This is a genomic window from Salinispora fenicalii (assembly GCF_000514815.1).
Taxonomy (GTDB): domain Bacteria; phylum Actinomycetota; class Actinomycetes; order Mycobacteriales; family Micromonosporaceae; genus Micromonospora; species Micromonospora fenicalii.
This window is the reverse complement of the sequence record NZ_AZWQ01000024.1, coordinates 38952-56111: the sequence shown is the minus strand read 5'-3', so window position 1 is coordinate 56111 and position 17160 is coordinate 38952. Positions and strand designations below refer to the sequence as shown.

At 67.0% G+C, this 17160-nt stretch carries 16 protein-coding genes, 1 pseudogene and 1 riboswitch; of the genes and pseudogenes, 3 read left to right on the top strand and 14 right to left on the bottom strand.

Features of this window, described 5'->3' with window-relative positions:
- Nucleotides 1–4: 4 nt before the first annotated feature.
- The 4 genes from B116_RS0113470 to B116_RS0113455 form a co-directional block, all read right to left on the bottom strand.
- Nucleotides 5–961 (bottom strand): carbohydrate ABC transporter permease, encoded by a 957-nt coding sequence (locus B116_RS0113470; protein WP_018723364.1) that lies wholly within the window; start codon nucleotides 959–961, stop codon nucleotides 5–7.
- Between the two features lie 63 nt (nucleotides 962–1024).
- The gene (locus tag B116_RS0113465) at nucleotides 1025–2284 is read right to left on the bottom strand and encodes an ABC transporter substrate-binding protein (RefSeq protein WP_027660377.1); all 1260 of its coding nucleotides are present in this window, start codon (nucleotides 2282–2284) and stop codon (nucleotides 1025–1027) included.
- A gap of 64 nt (nucleotides 2285–2348) precedes the next feature.
- The gene (locus tag B116_RS0113460) at nucleotides 2349–3071 is read right to left on the bottom strand and encodes a FadR/GntR family transcriptional regulator (RefSeq protein WP_018723366.1); all 723 of its coding nucleotides are present in this window, start codon (nucleotides 3069–3071) and stop codon (nucleotides 2349–2351) included.
- The gene (locus tag B116_RS0113455) at nucleotides 3068–4243 is read right to left on the bottom strand and encodes a DUF4185 domain-containing protein (protein WP_027660376.1); all 1176 of its coding nucleotides are present in this window, start codon (nucleotides 4241–4243) and stop codon (nucleotides 3068–3070) included. Before B116_RS0113455 ends, B116_RS0113460 begins: the two co-directional genes overlap by 4 nt.
- A gap of 443 nt (nucleotides 4244–4686) precedes the next feature.
- On the opposite strand from B116_RS0113455, the pseudogene B116_RS25110 reads away from it, so the two are divergent.
- Nucleotides 4687–5467, top strand: a pseudogene (locus tag B116_RS25110) (IS5 family transposase).
- Between the two features lie 457 nt (nucleotides 5468–5924).
- Nucleotides 5925–6512, top strand: a complete 588-nt coding sequence (locus tag B116_RS0113445) for a hypothetical protein (RefSeq protein ID WP_027660375.1) — start codon at nucleotides 5925–5927, stop codon at nucleotides 6510–6512.
- Between the two features lie 224 nt (nucleotides 6513–6736).
- Here the strand turns inward: B116_RS0113445 and B116_RS27835 are convergent, their stop codons facing one another.
- A complete protein-coding gene (locus B116_RS27835) occupies nucleotides 6737–7147 on the bottom strand; it encodes a hypothetical protein (protein WP_188116027.1) in 411 nt (136 codons plus the stop codon).
- A gap of 132 nt (nucleotides 7148–7279) precedes the next feature.
- Nucleotides 7280–8509, bottom strand: coding sequence for a chorismate-binding protein (locus tag B116_RS0113435; protein WP_027660374.1), 1230 nt, complete (start codon nucleotides 8507–8509; stop codon nucleotides 7280–7282).
- A 97-nt stretch (nucleotides 8510–8606) separates the two neighbouring features.
- Between B116_RS0113435 and B116_RS0113430 the strand changes: the two genes are divergently transcribed.
- Nucleotides 8607–8807 (top strand): DUF5999 family protein, encoded by a 201-nt coding sequence (locus B116_RS0113430; RefSeq protein WP_012013604.1) that lies wholly within the window; start codon nucleotides 8607–8609, stop codon nucleotides 8805–8807.
- Between the two features lie 124 nt (nucleotides 8808–8931).
- On the opposite strand, the gene gcvP is transcribed toward B116_RS0113430, so the two are convergent.
- The 8 genes from gcvP to B116_RS0113390 all read right to left on the bottom strand — a co-directional run bounded on the left by gcvP (nucleotide 8932) and on the right by B116_RS0113390 (nucleotide 17153).
- Nucleotides 8932–11748, bottom strand: coding sequence for an aminomethyl-transferring glycine dehydrogenase (gene gcvP / locus B116_RS0113425; protein ID WP_027660373.1), 2817 nt, complete (start codon nucleotides 11746–11748; stop codon nucleotides 8932–8934).
- Between the two features lie 71 nt (nucleotides 11749–11819).
- Nucleotides 11820–11919, bottom strand: a riboswitch (glycine riboswitch).
- Nucleotides 11920–12006: 87 nt separating this feature from the next.
- Nucleotides 12007–12879, bottom strand: coding sequence for an NAD-dependent protein deacetylase (locus B116_RS0113420; protein ID WP_018720326.1), 873 nt, complete (start codon nucleotides 12877–12879; stop codon nucleotides 12007–12009).
- 40 nt (nucleotides 12880–12919) lie between these two features.
- A complete protein-coding gene (locus tag B116_RS0113415; protein ID WP_018720325.1) occupies nucleotides 12920–13480 on the bottom strand; it encodes a MerR family transcriptional regulator in 561 nt (186 codons plus the stop codon).
- 218 nt (nucleotides 13481–13698) lie between these two features.
- Entirely contained in the window at nucleotides 13699–14163 is a 465-nt protein-coding gene (locus B116_RS0113410; protein WP_018724884.1) for a bifunctional nuclease family protein, read from the bottom strand.
- Between the two features lie 190 nt (nucleotides 14164–14353).
- Nucleotides 14354–15049, bottom strand: a complete 696-nt coding sequence (gene ftsR, locus B116_RS0113405; RefSeq protein WP_018720324.1) for a transcriptional regulator FtsR — start codon at nucleotides 15047–15049, stop codon at nucleotides 14354–14356.
- Between the two features lie 50 nt (nucleotides 15050–15099).
- Entirely contained in the window at nucleotides 15100–15552 is a 453-nt protein-coding gene (gene odhI, locus B116_RS0113400) for an oxoglutarate dehydrogenase inhibitor Odhl (RefSeq protein WP_018255796.1), read from the bottom strand.
- Nucleotides 15553–15768: 216 nt separating this feature from the next.
- Entirely contained in the window at nucleotides 15769–16149 is a 381-nt protein-coding gene (gene gcvH / locus B116_RS0113395) for a glycine cleavage system protein GcvH (protein ID WP_018720323.1), read from the bottom strand.
- Between the two features lie 62 nt (nucleotides 16150–16211).
- Entirely contained in the window at nucleotides 16212–17153 is a 942-nt protein-coding gene (locus B116_RS0113390; protein ID WP_018720322.1) for a DUF881 domain-containing protein, read from the bottom strand.
- Nucleotides 17154–17160 lie beyond the last annotated feature (7 nt).

Genomic DNA, 17160 nt, shown 5'->3' with positions numbered 1-17160 from the left:
CCTCTCAACTCGTCGCTCGGCCGGAAAGCTGCCGTCGCAGGTAGATGATCGAGGCGGCGAAGGTGACAACGCTGAGGAAAACCGCGATGGCGGCACCCTGGCCGTAGTCACTGAGGACGAACGTCTCGCGGTACATCGTCAGGGCGAGGGTCTCCGACACCCGGCCCGGGCCACCTTGGGTCATGATCCACACGATGTCGAACGTCTTGAGGCTCGCAACGATCGACAGTCCGATCACGACGGTGGTGAGCGCACGCATCTGCGGCCAGACGATGCACCGGAACATTGTCCAGCCGGTGGCACCGTCGAGCCGAGCGGCCTCGACGGGTTCCCTGGGAATGGACTGCAACCCGATCACGAACAGCAGGGCGTTGACACCGACGATCTGCCAGGACGCCGCGCCGATCATGATGAACGTGTTCAGTGGGCCCTCAAGGAGCCACCTGGTGCTGGCACCGGGCAGGTTGAGGAACTCCAGTACTTGACCCAGGGCGCCTTGGGTCTGCAGCACGAATCCCCAGATGACGCCGACGGCGACGCCCGACACGGCGTACGGGATGAGAAACGGCAGCCGAATCAGGGTGCCAAAGCGACGTCCGTAGGTCAGCACCGCTATGAGCAGACCCAACGCCACGGGAAGGGTGATGCTGCCTACGACCCAGAGCAGCGTGTTGCCGACCGCCGTGAGGAACACGGAGTCGGAGACCATGTCCCGGTAGTTGCTCAGACCCACCCACACCGGGCTGCCTAAGCCGTTGTAGTCGGTGAAGCTGATGTACGTGGTCCACACGAACGGCAGGTACAGCAGCAGCGCCACGAGAAGCACCGCGGGCAGGCTGAACGCCCGCGCCGGCCATTCGTACGGGGTTTTGGTGCGCTGTTGTGCCGCACTGCGCTCACCGAGGTCGCTATCCGACCCCGGCGGTCGAACTGTGGTCGCCGTTCCGAGCGATCCGGACATGGGCTCTCCTTCGATCCGTGTGCCGTGGTGGGGCCATCCGGGAAACGGCCCCACCAACCCGACCTACCCCTGCTCGGCCCAGTAGGCGTCGGCGGCCGCCTGCACCTCCTTGAGCACCGGCATCGGGTCGCCGGGCTTGGTGACGAAGGCGCCGAATCCGTCGAGCGCGGCGGTCAGCACCGGCACGGGCGCGGCCTCGAAGTATCGGTTCATCAGCCTGTAGTCACCCTTGTTGATCTCGTCGCTGAGGCTGGCGAGGGTCTCGTCGCTGACCTCGGCCCTCGGGTTGAAGGAGAGTTCACCGCGAGCGTTCGCCCAGGCGGTCTGCGCCGGTGGGGTGAACCACCACGCCGAGTACCTCTCGGCCTCCTCGCGGTGCGTCGCGTCGGCAGCAGTGCACACCGGGCCGGCCTCGACGACCATCGGCCTGGTGGCGAGCGACGGGTCGACGTTGGGGATGACGAACATCCCGTAGTCCTTGTCGATCTCCATGCCGACTGACTTGAGGTTGCCGTTGAACCAGGTACCCATGTTGATCATGGCGACGTCACCGTTCTTGAGCATCACCTGCGGGTCGGTCTTGGAGCCCGGATCGCTGAAGTACCCCTTGTCGAGCATGGCCCGCCACTTGTCCATGACGCTGACCACACCAGGGTCGGTGTACTTCGCCTCACCCGTGGACAGTGCCTCGTAGAGCTCCGGGTCGCTACCTGTCAGGAGGGTCTGGAACCACGAGAATGTGAACAGGACGTTCGTCTGGTGAAACGGTGTGACGCCCGCGCCCTTGAGCCTCTCGGCAATGGCCTCGAGCTGCGCCCACGTGCTCGGGGGCGTGATGCCCTCCTGGTCGAAAATGCGCTTGTTGTAGAACATCACCCAGTAGCCGGCCTGCAGGGGGACGCAGTACTGTTTGCCGTCGACCGTGAAGTACTCACGGAGATCTTCGGGGACGTCCCCATCAGCGATGGCCTTGTCCCACAGAGACGTGGTTTCGGCGACCAGTCCCTGTCTGACGAGGTCCTCAAGTTCCTTGCCTGTGTGCCAGGTGAACAGATCGGGCTTTTCCTTGGTCCGGAACGAGGACCGGATGAACGCGGCGTACTGGTTGGCTTCGGAGTAGCCAACCGGCTCGAGCGCGAGGCCGATCTCGTCCTGGGAGACCTTGCTGACCTCCTCGAACTGCGGCTTCCAGGCCGCCTTGTCGTTGTAGAACTTCAGCGAGTCGACCGACCCGCCGGCGGTGTCGTCGGAGCTGCCCCCGCACGCGGCTAGGAGCATCGCCGATGCGGCTGCCACTGCGGCAACCGAATGACGCATCTTCATGGTCTTCACCTCATACTTTCGTGACTACCGGCCGGCCTTGCCGGTCGACGCGACGGGGGCAGGATCAGGTGTCGGATGTCCCCATCCGCTGCTTGACAAGGGAGAGAACGCTTTGCAGGTGCTGGTCGGTCAGCTTTGCCGCGGCCTTCGGGTCGCCACGCACGACCGCGTCGGTAATCGCTCGGTGTTCTGCGAGGTCCTGCCTTGCGTCTCCGTGGATACGGAGGATCTCACGTTGCTCCTGGGCGTGGGCGAAGAGCAGCGAATCGACGACCTCTGCGATGACCGGGTTGCCGGCGGCGGCCGCGAGTGCCCGGTGAAAGTCGAGGTTGACCGACCAGAGCTGCGCGTCGTCCTCCGCGATACAGCGGTCGGCCTCGGCGAGCGCGTCGGCCATACGCTGCACCTCGCGGGCTTCGCGGACCTCGGCGGCCGCGGCTGCGATGGATGGCTCGAAGAGCAGCCGTGCGCTCAGCAGCGCAACCAGTTGGTCGGCCGACGGCTTCATCATGACCGGGTTGGAGAGCACGAGCCTTCGCACGTTGGGCCCCACGTACACGCCGGAGCCGTGCCGAAGCTCGATCACGCTGGTGGCCTCCAGCCGTCGCAGGGCTTCCCGCAACGTGGGCACGGCGACTTGGAAGCGGGTCGCGAGCTCCCGGACAGAGTCGAACTGGTCCCCGGGCTGCAGCCCACGCTCGTGGATGAGCGCGACGAGGCCGGCTGTCAGATCGTCGGCGAGCCGACGCCGGGCGGGGGGCTGGAAGGGGCTCGTCGACGTGGTCATCGCGTCCCCTCTGCGTGAACGCGCGTCAGCGTCACGTTGACGAAGCGGGGACGGTAGATCGTCACGTCGTCGTAGAGGTCAGCGTTGGGGTCGAGGCTGTTGACGTTGTAGGTGAGCAGCAACTGGTTGCCGCGGCGCAGGTCAGGATGCTCGTGGGCGTTGTAGGTAATGATGTTTGGGTTGCCGTACGAGCCGGACTGCCCGGTTTCGGGCGTCTGGTAGAGCGTGGTGGCCCGGGTGAAGGGACCGTACGGCGTGCAGCTCATGTAGGCCACGACGTTGCGGCTGAACAGCTCGCTGGTGTCGTGCGTGACGAGCAGGTAGCCGTCCTTGAACCTCGTGACGCTGTACTCGTTGGCGACGCCGGACATGATGCGGGCGGAGGTCTGCTCGTCGGGCGACCAGCCGTCGCCGGTCCAGTAGGACCAGGGCTGGGTGAGGTCGTCTCCCGAGACTCGGGCGAGGTGCATGTACTTCGTCGCACCCTGATCTTCGACGCCGTATACATACGTGTCCTGGCCGCGGCGCTCGATCCACGACGCCCATTGGATGTCAGCCGACGACGGCATGGGTACGACCTCGCGCACGGCGTAGGTCTTCGGGTCGAAGCGCACCAGCTTGTTCTCGCGCCATTCCCAGTCCCACATCCCGGGCCCGAACACACCGAACTCGAGGAACATCACGTCGAGCGAGTCGCGCGTTTCGACACCGGCACCCAGCCAGTTCCACGTGTCTGCCTCGTCCGGGGGTACCAGCGAGTCGGGTTGCTCCGACGTTCCGCCAGTGACTGTCGTCAGCTTGTCACCCTTCTCGACGACGAAGGAGTTGTTGAGGAATGGGACTGATGTGGGTCGGGTCAGGTCGGGGTTGACCGGTCCGAGGAAGGTGTCCGAGAAGAGCCACAGCGTGCGTCCGCCGCTCTGGCGCACCGAGTACGTGCTGTCGCCACCAGTCCAGCCGACGCCTGAGTTGCCGTAGGCCTCGAATCGCTCGGTGAGCTCCGTATTGACGGCGGCCTCGGCCTGCCAGGTCGACCTGACGAGGCTGCATGTCGAGTCGCTCGGCGCGGTGACGTCAGGCCGCGCGGCGGCGGGAGCGGTGGTTAGCGCGACGACGGCCACGGCCGAGAGGCCGGAGGCGGACAGTCGCCGCAGGTTTCTCGCTGAACGCACGGGCATCTCCTAGAGATCGAAAGCCGGTGGTCAGGTGATTTAATCACTGGACATCTGGTGTGTCTACGGTGTGACAGAACTGTTTCCGATTCGGGCCCCCGCCACGACCCCTTGACCGCGGCAGCAACGGCCCGCGGGCGGGAGCGGCTGGTATGGCCGCCACCGGCCCGGTCAGGCGTTCCTGTCCGCACGCCGACCCGCCACTGATCGGCCGAAGGTCGGTGGCGTGACCCCGCACCCGCAATGCGCCACGTCAGACCCGGTCCGGTCGCTGTCGCCGAGGTCACCGGACCGGATATCGCCCCGGGATCGTGTCTGGTTCACTTTCATCCCGCACTGACGGACATGACGTCCGCCAGGTTGAGGGCCCGACACCGTACGCCTGCTTCATGACCGAACGGCGCCCCTATCCGTCCGACCTGTCCGACGCCCGCTGAGCCCTCATCACACCCCGCCTGACCGCCTGGCGACAAGCCCCCACTGACGCCGGCATCAGCGGACGTACTCCCACCCACGACCTGCGCGACATCCTCAACGCCATCCTGTACATCAGCCGCACCGGCATCGCCTGGCGCTACCTACCCCACGACTTCCCGCCCCACCCGACGGTCTACCGAACTCAATTACCAGCTCACCGGCCTCGTGCGTGACCACCACGGCCGCACCACCAAACCAACCGCGTCCATCATGGACAGCCAGAGCGTGAAGACCTCCACTAACGTCCCACTATCCACACAGGGCCCAGATGCCGGGAAGAAGATCATCGGCCGCAAACGCGGCATCATCACCGACACCCTCGGCCTCCTCCTCGCCGTCGCCGCCGCCAGCACCAGCGACAACACCATCGGCATCAACCTGCTTGACCAGGCCACCACCACCCACCCCACCCTCACCAAAACCTGGGTCGCCGCAGGCTTCAAAAGCCGCGTCGTCGAACACGGCGCCCACCTTGGCGTCGACGTCGAGACCGTCACCAAAGACCCGCAGGTCAAAGGCTTCAGCGTGGTCAAACGGCGATGGGTCGTCGAACGCACCCTGGGCTGGCTCATGCACCACCGCCGACTCGTGCGCGACTACGAAGCCCGACCCGACAACTCCCCCAGCATGATCACCATCGCCATGATGGACAACCTTGCCAAACGCCTCACCGCCGAAAACACCCAACCTGGCGAGAACCCCTACAACTACAACACACACAAAATACGTGAATCAGACGTCCTCTGATCTGGTGGTGGCCGATCTTGCCGAGGATTTCGCTGAGATTGGCTACCCGTTTTGGCCGGTGTAGCGGTTTCCGGGTGCCCCCGGCAAGGCAGTCATGCTTTGCACCGGAACCACGTCTTTGTGACCGTTTTACGCATATTTGGGGTGTGGTCGGGGGCATGGTGGTGGCGGAATCTCGGCGGGCGTCGGGGCGTTACACCCTGCGTACGGCCGTGGAGGTGCCCCGCCGATGGCGGATGCCAGCCGGGTCAGCTCCCGGGAATGGTGGTGGGCGGCCGGTCGTTACATCTGGACCCGGCGCCGTATGTGTGTGCCTCTCTGGTGAGGGCCGCGGTAGCCGACCCCCTCTTCTCTTCTTGTTCTTTTGAGCGCCGGACGGTGCTTGCACCCCTTTGCCGCCTGATCCCCCCTTCGGGCGTGCGTGACGGGTGTCGACCCCCGAATGGAGCATCCCCTGATGAACACGATTCTGCGTCGTAGTGTGCTTGGTATTGCTGGTCTGGCCCTGTCCACCGGTGTCGTCGCCGGCCCCCTGGCCACCCTCACCGACACCACCCCNACCCCCNCCNCGGCCGCNGCNGNNGTNCAGGNCGNGAAGCCGGACANNGNCACNCTGATCCCGCACGGCACCCANGGTGAGCAGTCNCGNATCGACCTGGGNGACGAGCAGGTCGCCAACGTGAAGGCCATCATCGAGGCCACGAAGNNCGCCGNCATGGANGAGCGNGCCGCNGTNGTGGCGATNGCTACCAGTTTGCAGGAGTCGAAGCTGGAGAACCTGGGACACCTGGGTGACCGCAACGATCACGACTCGCAGGGCCTGTTCCAGCAGCGCCCGTCGTCCGGTTGGGGCACGGTGGAGCAGATCACCGACCCCGAATACTCCACCACCGCGTTCCTGGACGGGCTGAAGCAGGTCGAGGGCTGGCAGGACATGCCGTTGACCGAGGCCGCTCAGACGGTGCAGGTGTCGGCGTACCCGTTCCACTACGCCCAGTGGGAGACCCAGGCCGCCGACCTGGTGGCCGAGCACTGGACCAGCTGACCCACCGACACCCACAAATAGCCAAGCCCCCACCCACAGACCTAACCCACACAAGGGGGAGAAAGACTGTTGGCCGGCACCCTAGTTCGGGTGCCGGCCAACAGCCATGTCCGGGGCTATCTGCGTGGGGAGGGCATGGCCGCGGCCACTGGCCTCGGGCCCACCAACGTCCTGTCCAACCTGTGTATAGGACATGTGTATGAACCCCGACGTAGGCAAGTCGATCAACGGGTCTCCCGCAGCAGTACGGTGCACTCGTGACGCCACCGGGCGACCTGTTGCTCGTCCGCGGCGTCAAGGGTTTGCAGGGCCTGCGCGAGCCGCTGCTGGGTGGCTGCGACCTGGTCGATCAGGTGCGGGTCGCCGTCGGCCTGTTCGAGTTGGTGGCGACGGGCGGACTGCGCGGACAGGGCTTGAGAGATCAGGTCGAGGACAACCTGGTGCGTGTGAGCCTGCTCGGGGGTAACGGCGGGGGCATCAAGCCGACCCAACAGAGGTGTCTGATCAGCCGAGGCGGGCATGTTGGTCCTCCGGGTGAAGGTGGGGCTGACGGCGAACGTGACCACATTAGGGCCACCGTTGGTGTGGGCGTAGCGGATCACTGAGGTGTTGGCGATGCCACCCACAACGTCCACGAACCGATGATGAGGAGCACCGCCCAGGCGAACAAGCGCCATCCCTGCATCACCGAAAGGTGAGCATCGCCGCTGGCCAGGGCGGGAAGACAGGATAGATCGGCTACCGACCCCTGCCGGTCGGGCGAGCCGTCAGAGCCCGGCGGCCAACGCGGCACGGATCGGGGCCGACTTCGCCGCCGCCTCCGCAACCTCGGCCTCCGGATCGCTGCCCCAGGTGATCCCACCACCGGCCCACACGTGCAGGTGGTCGGCGTCAGCCGCAGCAGTGCGAATAGTCAAACCAAGGTCGACTCGGCCGGAGGTGACCCAACCCAGCGCGCCCATGCTGGCCCCACGACCGACCGGCTCCAAAGCAGCGATGTGGTCCAGGGCGGCGAGCTTCGGGGCCCCGGTGACCGACCCACCAGGGCAGACGGCCCGCAGCAGATCCGCCAGGCCGATCCCCTCGGCGACCGCCGCGGAGACGGTCGACTCCGCTTGCCACAGGTCGCACCACCGGCGTACGGCGAACAGCTCGTCAACCGCGACGGTGCCGGTACGGGCGAGCCGAGCCAGATCATTGCGCTGCAGGTCAACGATCATGACATGTTCTGCGCGTTCCTTTGCGCTGGACAACAGCGCGGCCCGGCCGGCGGCGGTGGCCGGGCGGGTGCCCTTGATCGGCCGGGTGATCATCCGTCCGGCCGTGACCTCTACGAGGGTCTCCGGGGAGGCGCAGCCAATCGCCCACCCGGCACCGGTGAGTACGCCCGCATATCGGGCACCCGGCAGCGCACCGAGGCGGGCTAGGGCGGGCAGCGGATCACCGGTGTAGCGGGCGGCAGCGTGTCCCACGAGATTGGCCTGGTAGACATCCCCACGGCCGATTGCCGCCCGGACGGCACGCACTGCGTCGGCGTGCTGCCGTGGGGTCCAGCTCTCCGCCCAGGCGCCGAGCCACCAGTCCGAGGACCGGCGGTGGGTCGGACGGCTATGGGACGTGGCAGCGTGGCCGTAGACGACGACAGCTACCTCGGGCAGTGCGGGGGCCGGTGTCGCCGGGCCAGGGCCGCGGCCGACCCCCAGCGCGCCGGCCGCGGCCGACACATAGAGGGCAGCCCCGCATACCCGCTCCGGGGCGTGTCCCGCCGGCCGAGCGAGATCGTCCAGGGCGAGACCGTGGGCGGCGAGGAACTCCTGGGCCAGCGCCGCCGGATCACCGCCGTCGCCGATGCGCCACTCCCAGCGGGCGCGTTCGATATGGGCGTGCCGGCAGGCCCGCGGCGCGGCCGGCGGAGCGACCGTCACCTCCGCTGGAAGCGTTTCCACGCTATCCGGTCCATTCCATCTCAACCGTTCAGTGGATTTTCCACGCGGCACGCGCACACCCGCTCGATGCTGGTCACTTGAACTTGGTACTGTGCGTCACTGGCCATGTGAACCATGACACAGTTCCCCCACCCTCCGGAGAACCCCGATGTGCCAGCACCAACCCACCTGCCCCTCTGCCGACGCCACCGACCGGGATGCCGCCAAAGTCATCGCTTGCTTTCCTGAACAGGGCTGGAGCTTGCTCTGCAACGGGGTCATCAGCTTCGAGGACACCGGCGAAATACTCCCCGACGGACGCAGCATTGCCCCGCACCGCGGCCCAGCACGCCACGCCCTCGTCGCCTGACGGCCACTCACAGTAGTCATCTGGTTCCGTCGCCCCCAGGCTAGCCGCCCGAACAGGCCACCGGCCCGGGAGTGACACCAACCGGCCGGGCGGAGAGCCCCGCCCGGCCCCCGTCGGCCGTCTCTCACTCCTCAAACGCCTGCGGTGCGGGACAGGAACACACCAGATTCCGGTCACCGTACGCGCCGTCGATCCGCCGCACCGGCGGCCAGTACTTCCCCAGCCGATTCCCCGCCGGGTAGGCCCCGACCGACCGCGGATACGGATGCGACCACTGGTCAGCCGAGACCATCGCCGCCGTGTGCGGGGCGTTCACCAACGGATTGTCCGCCGCCGGCCACTCCCCCGACCCGACCTTGTCGATCTCGGCCCGGATCGCGATCAACGCGTCGCAGAACCGATCCAGCTCGGCGAGATCCTCACTCTCCGTCGGCTCCACCATCAACGTCCCCGCCACCGGGAACGACATCGTCGGCGCGTGGAAACCGTAGTCGATCAGACGCTTGGCCACATCATCGACGCTGACGCCCGTCGCCTTCGTCAACGGCCGCAGGTCCAGAATGCACTCGTGCGCCACCAGGCCCTTGTTACCCGCATACAACACCGGGAAAGCACCGCGCAGCCGCGCCGCCACATAGTTGGCCGCCAGCACCGCCACCCCCGTGGCCCGGGTCAGCCCAGCCGAACCCATCATCCGCAGGTACATCCACGGAATCGGCAGGATCCCGGCCGACCCGTACCGGGCCGCCGACACCGCCGGCCGAGGCGAATCCGCCACGAGCGGGTCACCCGGCAAGAACGGCGCCAGATGCGAGCGCACCGCCACCGGCCCCACACCCGGCCCACCACCACCATGCGGGATGCAGAACGTCTTGTGCAGATTCAGGTGCGACACGTCCGCACCGAACCGCCCCGGCTTGGCGAACCCAACCAGGGCGTTGAGGTTCGCCCCATCGACATACACCTGCCCGCCCGCGTCGTGCACCTTCGCGCAGACCTGAGCGATACCCGTCTCATACACGCCATGCGTCGACGGATACGTCACCATGATCGCGGCGAGCGTCTCCCGATGCGCATCAATCTTGGTGTCGAGGTCAATCAGATCAATGTTGCCGTCGGCGTCGCAGCCGACCACCACCACCCGCATCCCCGCCATCACCGCCGACGCGGCGTTCGTGCCATGCGCCGACGACGGAATCAGGCACACATTCCGGTGCTCCGCATCCCGCGACCGGTGATACGCGCGGATCGCCAACAGCCCCGCCAACTCCCCCTGCGAACCAGCGTTGGGTTGCACGCTGACCGCGTCGTACCCGGTCACCTCCGCCAGCCAGCCCTCCAACTGAGCGATCAGCTCCCGGTACCCGGCGGTCTGCGACTCCGGCGCCAACGGATGCACCTGCGCAAACTCCGCCCAGCTCACCGGCTCCATCTCGGTGGTCGCGTTCAGCTTCATCGTGCACGACCCCAACGGAATCATGCCCCGGTCCAAGGCATAGTCGAGGTCCGCCAGCCGACGTAGATACCGCAGCATCGCCGTCTCCGACCGATGGGCAGTGAACACCGGGTGAGTGAGGAAGTCCGACGTACGGGCCAGCGCCGCCGGCAACTCCGTATCCACCGCACCGGTGAATACGGGCACCCCGAACGCCGCCCACACCGCCGCGAGATGCGCCTCCGTCGTGGTCTCGTCGCAGGAAACACCCACCCGGTCGGCGTCCACCAGTCGTAGGTTCACCCCCCGCCGCGCGGCGGCCTCCACCACCTCGGCCGCCCGACCCGGCACCACCGCCGAGACAGTGTCGAAGAACAGAACATCCGCAACATCCACCCCACCCGCGCGCAACCCGGCCGCCAGCCGCGCCGCCATCGCATGGGTCCGTGCCCCGATCGCACGCAACCCGTCTGGACCGTGGTACACCGCGTACATCCCGGCCATCACCGCGAGCAGCACCTGCGCAGTGCAGATGTTGCTCGTCGCCTTCTCCCGCCGGATGTGCTGCTCCCGGGTCTGCAACGCCAACCGGTACGCCGACTCCCCGTCCGCATCCCGCGACACGCCAACCAACCGTCCCGGCAACATCCGCTGCAAGCCCGCGCGGACCGCCAGATAGCCGGCGTGCGGGCCACCGAAGCCCATCGGTACCCCGAACCGCTGGGTCGTGCCGACAGCGATGTCAACACCGATCTCCCCCGGCGGACGCAGCAGCGTCAACGCCAGCAGGTCGGCGGCCACCGTCACCAACGCGCCCGCGGCATGCGCGGCGCCGACCACCGCGGCGTGGTCCCGCACCGCCCCAGACGCCCCTGGATACTGCACGTGCAGGCCGAAAAACTCCGCCGGCAGCTCCGCACTATCAAGGTCAACCACCTGCACGTCAATGCCGAGCGGCTCGGCCCGACCGGCGATCACCGCCACCGTCTGCGGCAACGTGTCCGCATCCACCAGATACACCTGGCTCCGGCTGCGGCTCGCCCGCCGCGCCAGCGTCATCGCCTCGGCCGCCGCGGTGCCCTCATCGAGCATCGAAGCGTTCGCGGTTGCCAAGCCGGTCAAATCGGTGACCACGGTCTGGAAGTTCAGCAACGCCTCCAGCCGACCCTGGCTGATCTCCGGCTGGTACGGCGTGTATGCGGTATACCAGCCGGGATTCTCCAACACGTTGCGCCGGATCACCGCCGGAGTGTGCGTGCCGTAGTAGCCCAGACCGATCATCGACACCGCAACAGTGTTGCGCTCAGCCAGCGCCCGCAGCTGAGCCAACGCCTCCGACTCACTGGCCGGCGCCGGCAAGTCCAGGGTGCCTGACCACCGGATCGCTTCCGGAATCGCTGCATCCATCAGCTCGTCAACAGTGCCGTAGCCGACGACCTCCAACATCCGGCGTTCGTCTTGCGAATCCGGACCGATATGACGGGCGGCGAACTGCTCAAGGGACATAGGGCGCTCCCCGGGGATGAGGTCGACAGGTCGGCCTCCCCCTCTGTCGCGCCCACAGACGCTCCACAGTGCCTACCCGTGAGGTCCTTTTGCCTGAGAGGTTCCGGGGAGGATTTGCCCCTTCGGCGCCGCGCCGGGTGGTTTCCGGGCGGTCTCTCCCACACGGGTGCGACCGGCACGACCAACGCTACCAGCGCCCATCCCCACCCGAGCGTCCCCACCCGGGGCCATTACCGACCGCCCAACGGCCCACCACGGTCAGCTCATCACCGCCGGGCCATCCGCGCCAAGCTGGACGGCACCCAGCCGGTCGGCCAACACCGGCAAAACCCGCCCCAGCGGGGCGTCCACCGTCACCGCCGCATATGCATCGCCGCGAGTCGGGCCCTGATTAACAATCGCCACCGGAATACCCAAACTCGCTGCCCGCACCACAAACCGCCGCCCCGACATAACCGTCAGCGATGAACCAAGCACCAGCAGTAGCCGCGCGGACTCCACCATTGTGAAACAGCGGGCCACCCGCGCCGCCGGCACCGACTCCCCGAAGAACACCACGTCCGGCTTCAACACTCCCGTGCCGCACTGAACGCAATCGACCATACGGAAATCCGCCACCGCCGAATCAGCGAGATCCACGTCACCATCCGGATTAACCGCCGACACCCGCGCCGCAAACCCTGGATTCGCCTCCGCCAACCGCTGATGCAGCTCCCACCGCGACACCCCAACCCCACAATCCAGGCACACCACCTCGTCCAAACGCCCATGCAACTCCACCACCCCACTACTGCCCGCAGCGGTGTGCAACCCGTCCACGTTCTGCGTGACAACCCCGTCCACCACACCAGCCAGCTCCAAGCGAGCCACCGCCCGATGCCCGGCATTAGGTGCCGCCCGGGCGATCGTGTGCCATCCCAGGTGACTCCGCGCCCAGTACCGCCGCCGCGCCAACGGATCCCGCGTAAACACCTGATACGTCATCGGAGAATGCCGCCGGGCCGCCCCACTAGGACCCCGATAGTCCGGGATACCCGACTCGGTGGACAGGCCAGCACCGCTGAGCACCACCACCCCACCACCCGAGACCAACCCCGCCAGTACGTCAACCTGTTCGCTCACCAGAACCATGCTGCCGCGTCCGCAGCCACCTGCCCACTCTCGCCGCCACTCAACTCACCCGCCGCCGCGCCCGCCGCGCCGCCAGCTCATCCCCCCGCACCTCCACCGGAGCCGGCACCGCCGACTGCGGCGCCACCGACTCCGCCGGCAAATGCGACAACGACCCCTGAACCTCCTTGAACGCGCCACCGATCGCGATCCCAAACACCCCCTGGCCGCCCTGCAACAGGTCAACCACCTCCTCCGGGGAACGGCACTCGTACACCGTCGTCCCGTCAGAGATCAACGTGATGCCCGCTAGGTCCGCCACCCCCCGCGATCGCAACGCCTCAATCGCCTTCCGGATGTTCTGCAACGACACCCCAGCGTCTAGCAGCCGCTTGACCACCTTCAACACCACAAGGTCCCGGAACGAATACAACCGCTGGGTTCCCGAACCCGACGCGTCCCGCACCCCCGGCACGACCAGATCAGTCCGCGCCCAATAGTCCAGCTGCCGGTAACTGATACCCACCGCATGGCAGGCCGTTACACCCCGGTAGCCAACCTCGCCGTCCCCGTCGATCGCCGGCGCACCCGGCCCCGAATCGGAATCCCACGGCTCCTGCATCCGGATAACCTCCCCGCCGTGCGGTGCCACGCCCACGTCGAGACGAGCACCCCTCGATACGGTCACCCTAACGCCGCACCCGACGGTAACCAGGCAAGAACAACACGACACGCCGCGCCCACAACACGCCCAAAGAAACCGTCACCAACAGTGACGACACCGCAACCACCTGCGACCACCGGGATCCACCGGCCAGCCAGCACAATCCTCCGGACTCGTCAGCCGGCGAAGTCCTCCGGACTCACCTGGTCCAAGAACTCCCGGAACTTCTCCACCTCGTCCTCCTGCTCGTCCGGAATCACAATCCCGGCCTCACTGAGAACCTCGTCAGCGCACCGAATGGGCGCCCCCACCCGCAACGCCAACGCGATGGAATCACTCGGCCGAGCCGACACCCGCACCCCGTCACCGAGCAACAGATCAGCGAAGAAGACATTCTCCTTCAACTCGGTGATCTCCACCGCCTGCAACGGTGCTTCCAACGCCGCCAACACGTCCCGAAGAAGATCGTGTGTCAATGGCCGCGTCGGCTTGACACCCTGCTGCTCGTAGGCGATCGCCGTCGCCTCGACCGCGCCGATCCAAATCGGCAGATAACGGTCTCCCTCGACCTCCCGAAGCAGGACGATCGGCTGGTTGCCCGGCAGCTCCACCCGAACCCCGACCACGCTCAGCTCGCGCACCGCCGCCTCCGTGTCGTTGTCACCTACGCCGCACCGCACCCCTTCTGTGCACGGTACACGGACCGCGACCCGGCCGTCCCACGCGCGGCACGCGCCGCAAAGGGGTTACCCCGGCAAGCCTACGGCACGCGTCACCGGGCAGATCTTTCCGCACACACCCACCCGGCCAGGAGACAGCCAGGTGGCAGTCCTACCGTCCCAACGTCGAACGCAACCCCACCCGCACCAACGCCGCGTGCAAGCGCTGCGACAACGCCACCAACTCCCGCGCCGTCTCCGCCGCCCGTGCCCGCGCCGCCGGATCACTCTGCCGCGCCAACGGCGTCACCAACTGAGCAAACAACCCCACCTCACGGTCCGCCGCCAACCGATACCCCCGCAGGTGCCGCGGCTCCAACCCGTACGCCGCCAGACCCGCCACCGCCTGCGCGATGATCAACGCATCCCCGTCATACCAGCCCGGCGGATCCGTCACCACCACACCAAGCCGCTCCAGCTCCACCAGCGTCGCCTCATCAACACCGCTGCGGGCAATCAACTCGGCCCGATCCAACCGCATCCGCGACGAATCGGCCTCCGCCGACTGCCCCGGCACCTCCCCACCCGGGCCCACCGCCACCAACGCCGGCCGAGAGCGACCCGGTTGCTCACCCGTCGCATCCCAGACCGCCAGTTGCTCACGGATCACCCGCAGCGGCAGATACTGATCCCGCTGCGCGGTCAACACAAACCGCAACCGCGCCACATCATCCCGGCTGTACTTCCGGTACCCCGCCGCCGTCCGCTGCGGTTCCACCAGGCCTTCAGCCTCGAGGAACCGCAACTTCGACAACGTCGCATCCGGGAATTCCACCCGCAACTGGGCCAGCACCTCACCGATGCTCATCAACGGCTGCGGACGGGGTGACCCCGGCGCAGCGGACGCCGCAGGCTCACTCACCCCCGGCCGGCCCCCTCCTCGGGCCGCGGACCGGCCAGGAACACCACCCGGAACTTACCGATCTGCACCTCGTCGCCGTTGCTCAAGGTGGCCGCCTCGACCCGCTCCCGGTTCACGTACGTCCCGTTCAAGCTCCCCACATCCCGGACCGTGAACGTCCCACCATCCCGGTGAAACTCCGCGTGCCGCCGCGACACCGTCACGTCATCCAGGAAAATGTCACTGTCTGGATGCCGCCCACTGGTCGTCACATCGTGATCCAGCAAGAACCGGGCACCCGCGTTCGGCCCCCGCCGCACCACCAGCAGAGCCATCCCCGGTGGCAACGAACCGGACATCCGGTTCGGCATCACATCGGGATCCGGCCCCTCCAGGGCCTCTTCGAGCGAGCCGAGATTGAGCGTCGAAGTGACGTCGAGTGGGGGAAACTCGTCGTCTGGGCGCGTCATGGGACCACCTCACGGATCTATTCGGTCAGCGTCGGGTAAGAGCGGGTCTGGCCGCCGGGCATTCTCGCACCCGGCGGCTGGCTCCCCGTGCCAGGAAGGCAACTACACAACGCTCAACTATCGGATTCTCGGTCGACTGGGCGAGCCTAGCCAGCGCCGAAAAGCAGGGCAACCGGACGCGCGGAACCAACCCCCGCACCGGCAGAAGGGCACCACTCAGCCCTCGGTGAGCTCGCGATACGCACCCGCCGACAGCAGGCTGTCCAGCACACCTTGATCAGCCACGGTGACCTCAAACAGCCAACCCGCAGCATACGGATCACTATTGATCAACTCGGGAGTGTCGGCCAGCGCATCATTGCACGCCGACACCGTCCCACCGACCGGAGCGTAGATCTCCGACACGCTCTTCGTCGACTCGATCTCACCTACCGAATCGCCGGCGGACACCGCCGACCCCACCTCGGGCAGTTGGACGAAGACGATGTCACCCAGCGCGTCCTGCGCGAAGTGCGTGATACCAACTCGCACCACGCCGTCGCCACCACCCGCAACCCACTCATGCTCGGCGGTATACCGTAGATCCTCAGGAATCACCAGTTGTGTCCTTCATCCCATCGTGCGCCAGCCTCCACGTGCCGGCGCAACCGCGCCACCAGTCACGTAATCGGACGGGCGTGTTCCAGCTCGATCGGGGCGTGCAGCGCCGAAACCTCGGCCACCTCACGATCCTCGACGATCACCGTACCGCCGTCACCGTCGACTGTCGCCACCACCCCGCCTGGAATGTTCAACGCCGTACGCATCGTTGCCGGATCCCCGATCACCGTGATCGTATACGGCCCCGTCAACAACCGCCCATCCACGAACAGGGAACCATTCTCCCCATCCAGGAAATATGTCGAAGCGATGATCCGTACCGTCACCCGGTCCCCACCGGAAATCTGCATCGCCTCCGCGCCCGCGCCCCGCAACTCCTGCACCGCGTCCAACACCCGGATCGCCGAAATCGCCGCCGCACCACCGGGCTCAAACCGCACCACCAACCCCGGCCCCTGCGCCGGCAGCGTCCCCGCCAGAATCCCCAACTCATCCGCCCGCCGCGCTGCCTCCTCCAACGCGGCCTGCCGGCCCTGCTCCCCCGATCGCAGCTGCCGCTGGCTGTCCTCCAACGCCGCGATGTCCTGTCGCAGCCGATCCTCCCGAGCATTCAGGTCATACAGAATCCGCACCAGGTCCTCCTGCCGTGTCGCCGAGGTAGTCGGATCCGTTGATGTCGTCCGCAACTGCTCCACCAGCGTGAACCCCAGCAACGCCAGCAACACGAAAATCATCACGGTGGCCGGACTCGTCCGCCGCCACCCGCCGATCAGGGCAAGGGCGGAGGTGAATGGACGCCCCGCCGAAGCATCCAGCCTCGACTCAGCCCCCGCCGAGGCCGGCGGCGGCTCTGGATCCACCTCCGGCGCTAGCGGACTCAACTCATCCGGATCCGGCGCGTCCGGACGCGGATCCGGCTTCTCCACCTGCCCCGGTGGAGGCAGCGGACCCGGCCGGTCCGGCCACCCTGTCCCCGTCTCGGTGTGCTCGTCACCACTCATCACGACA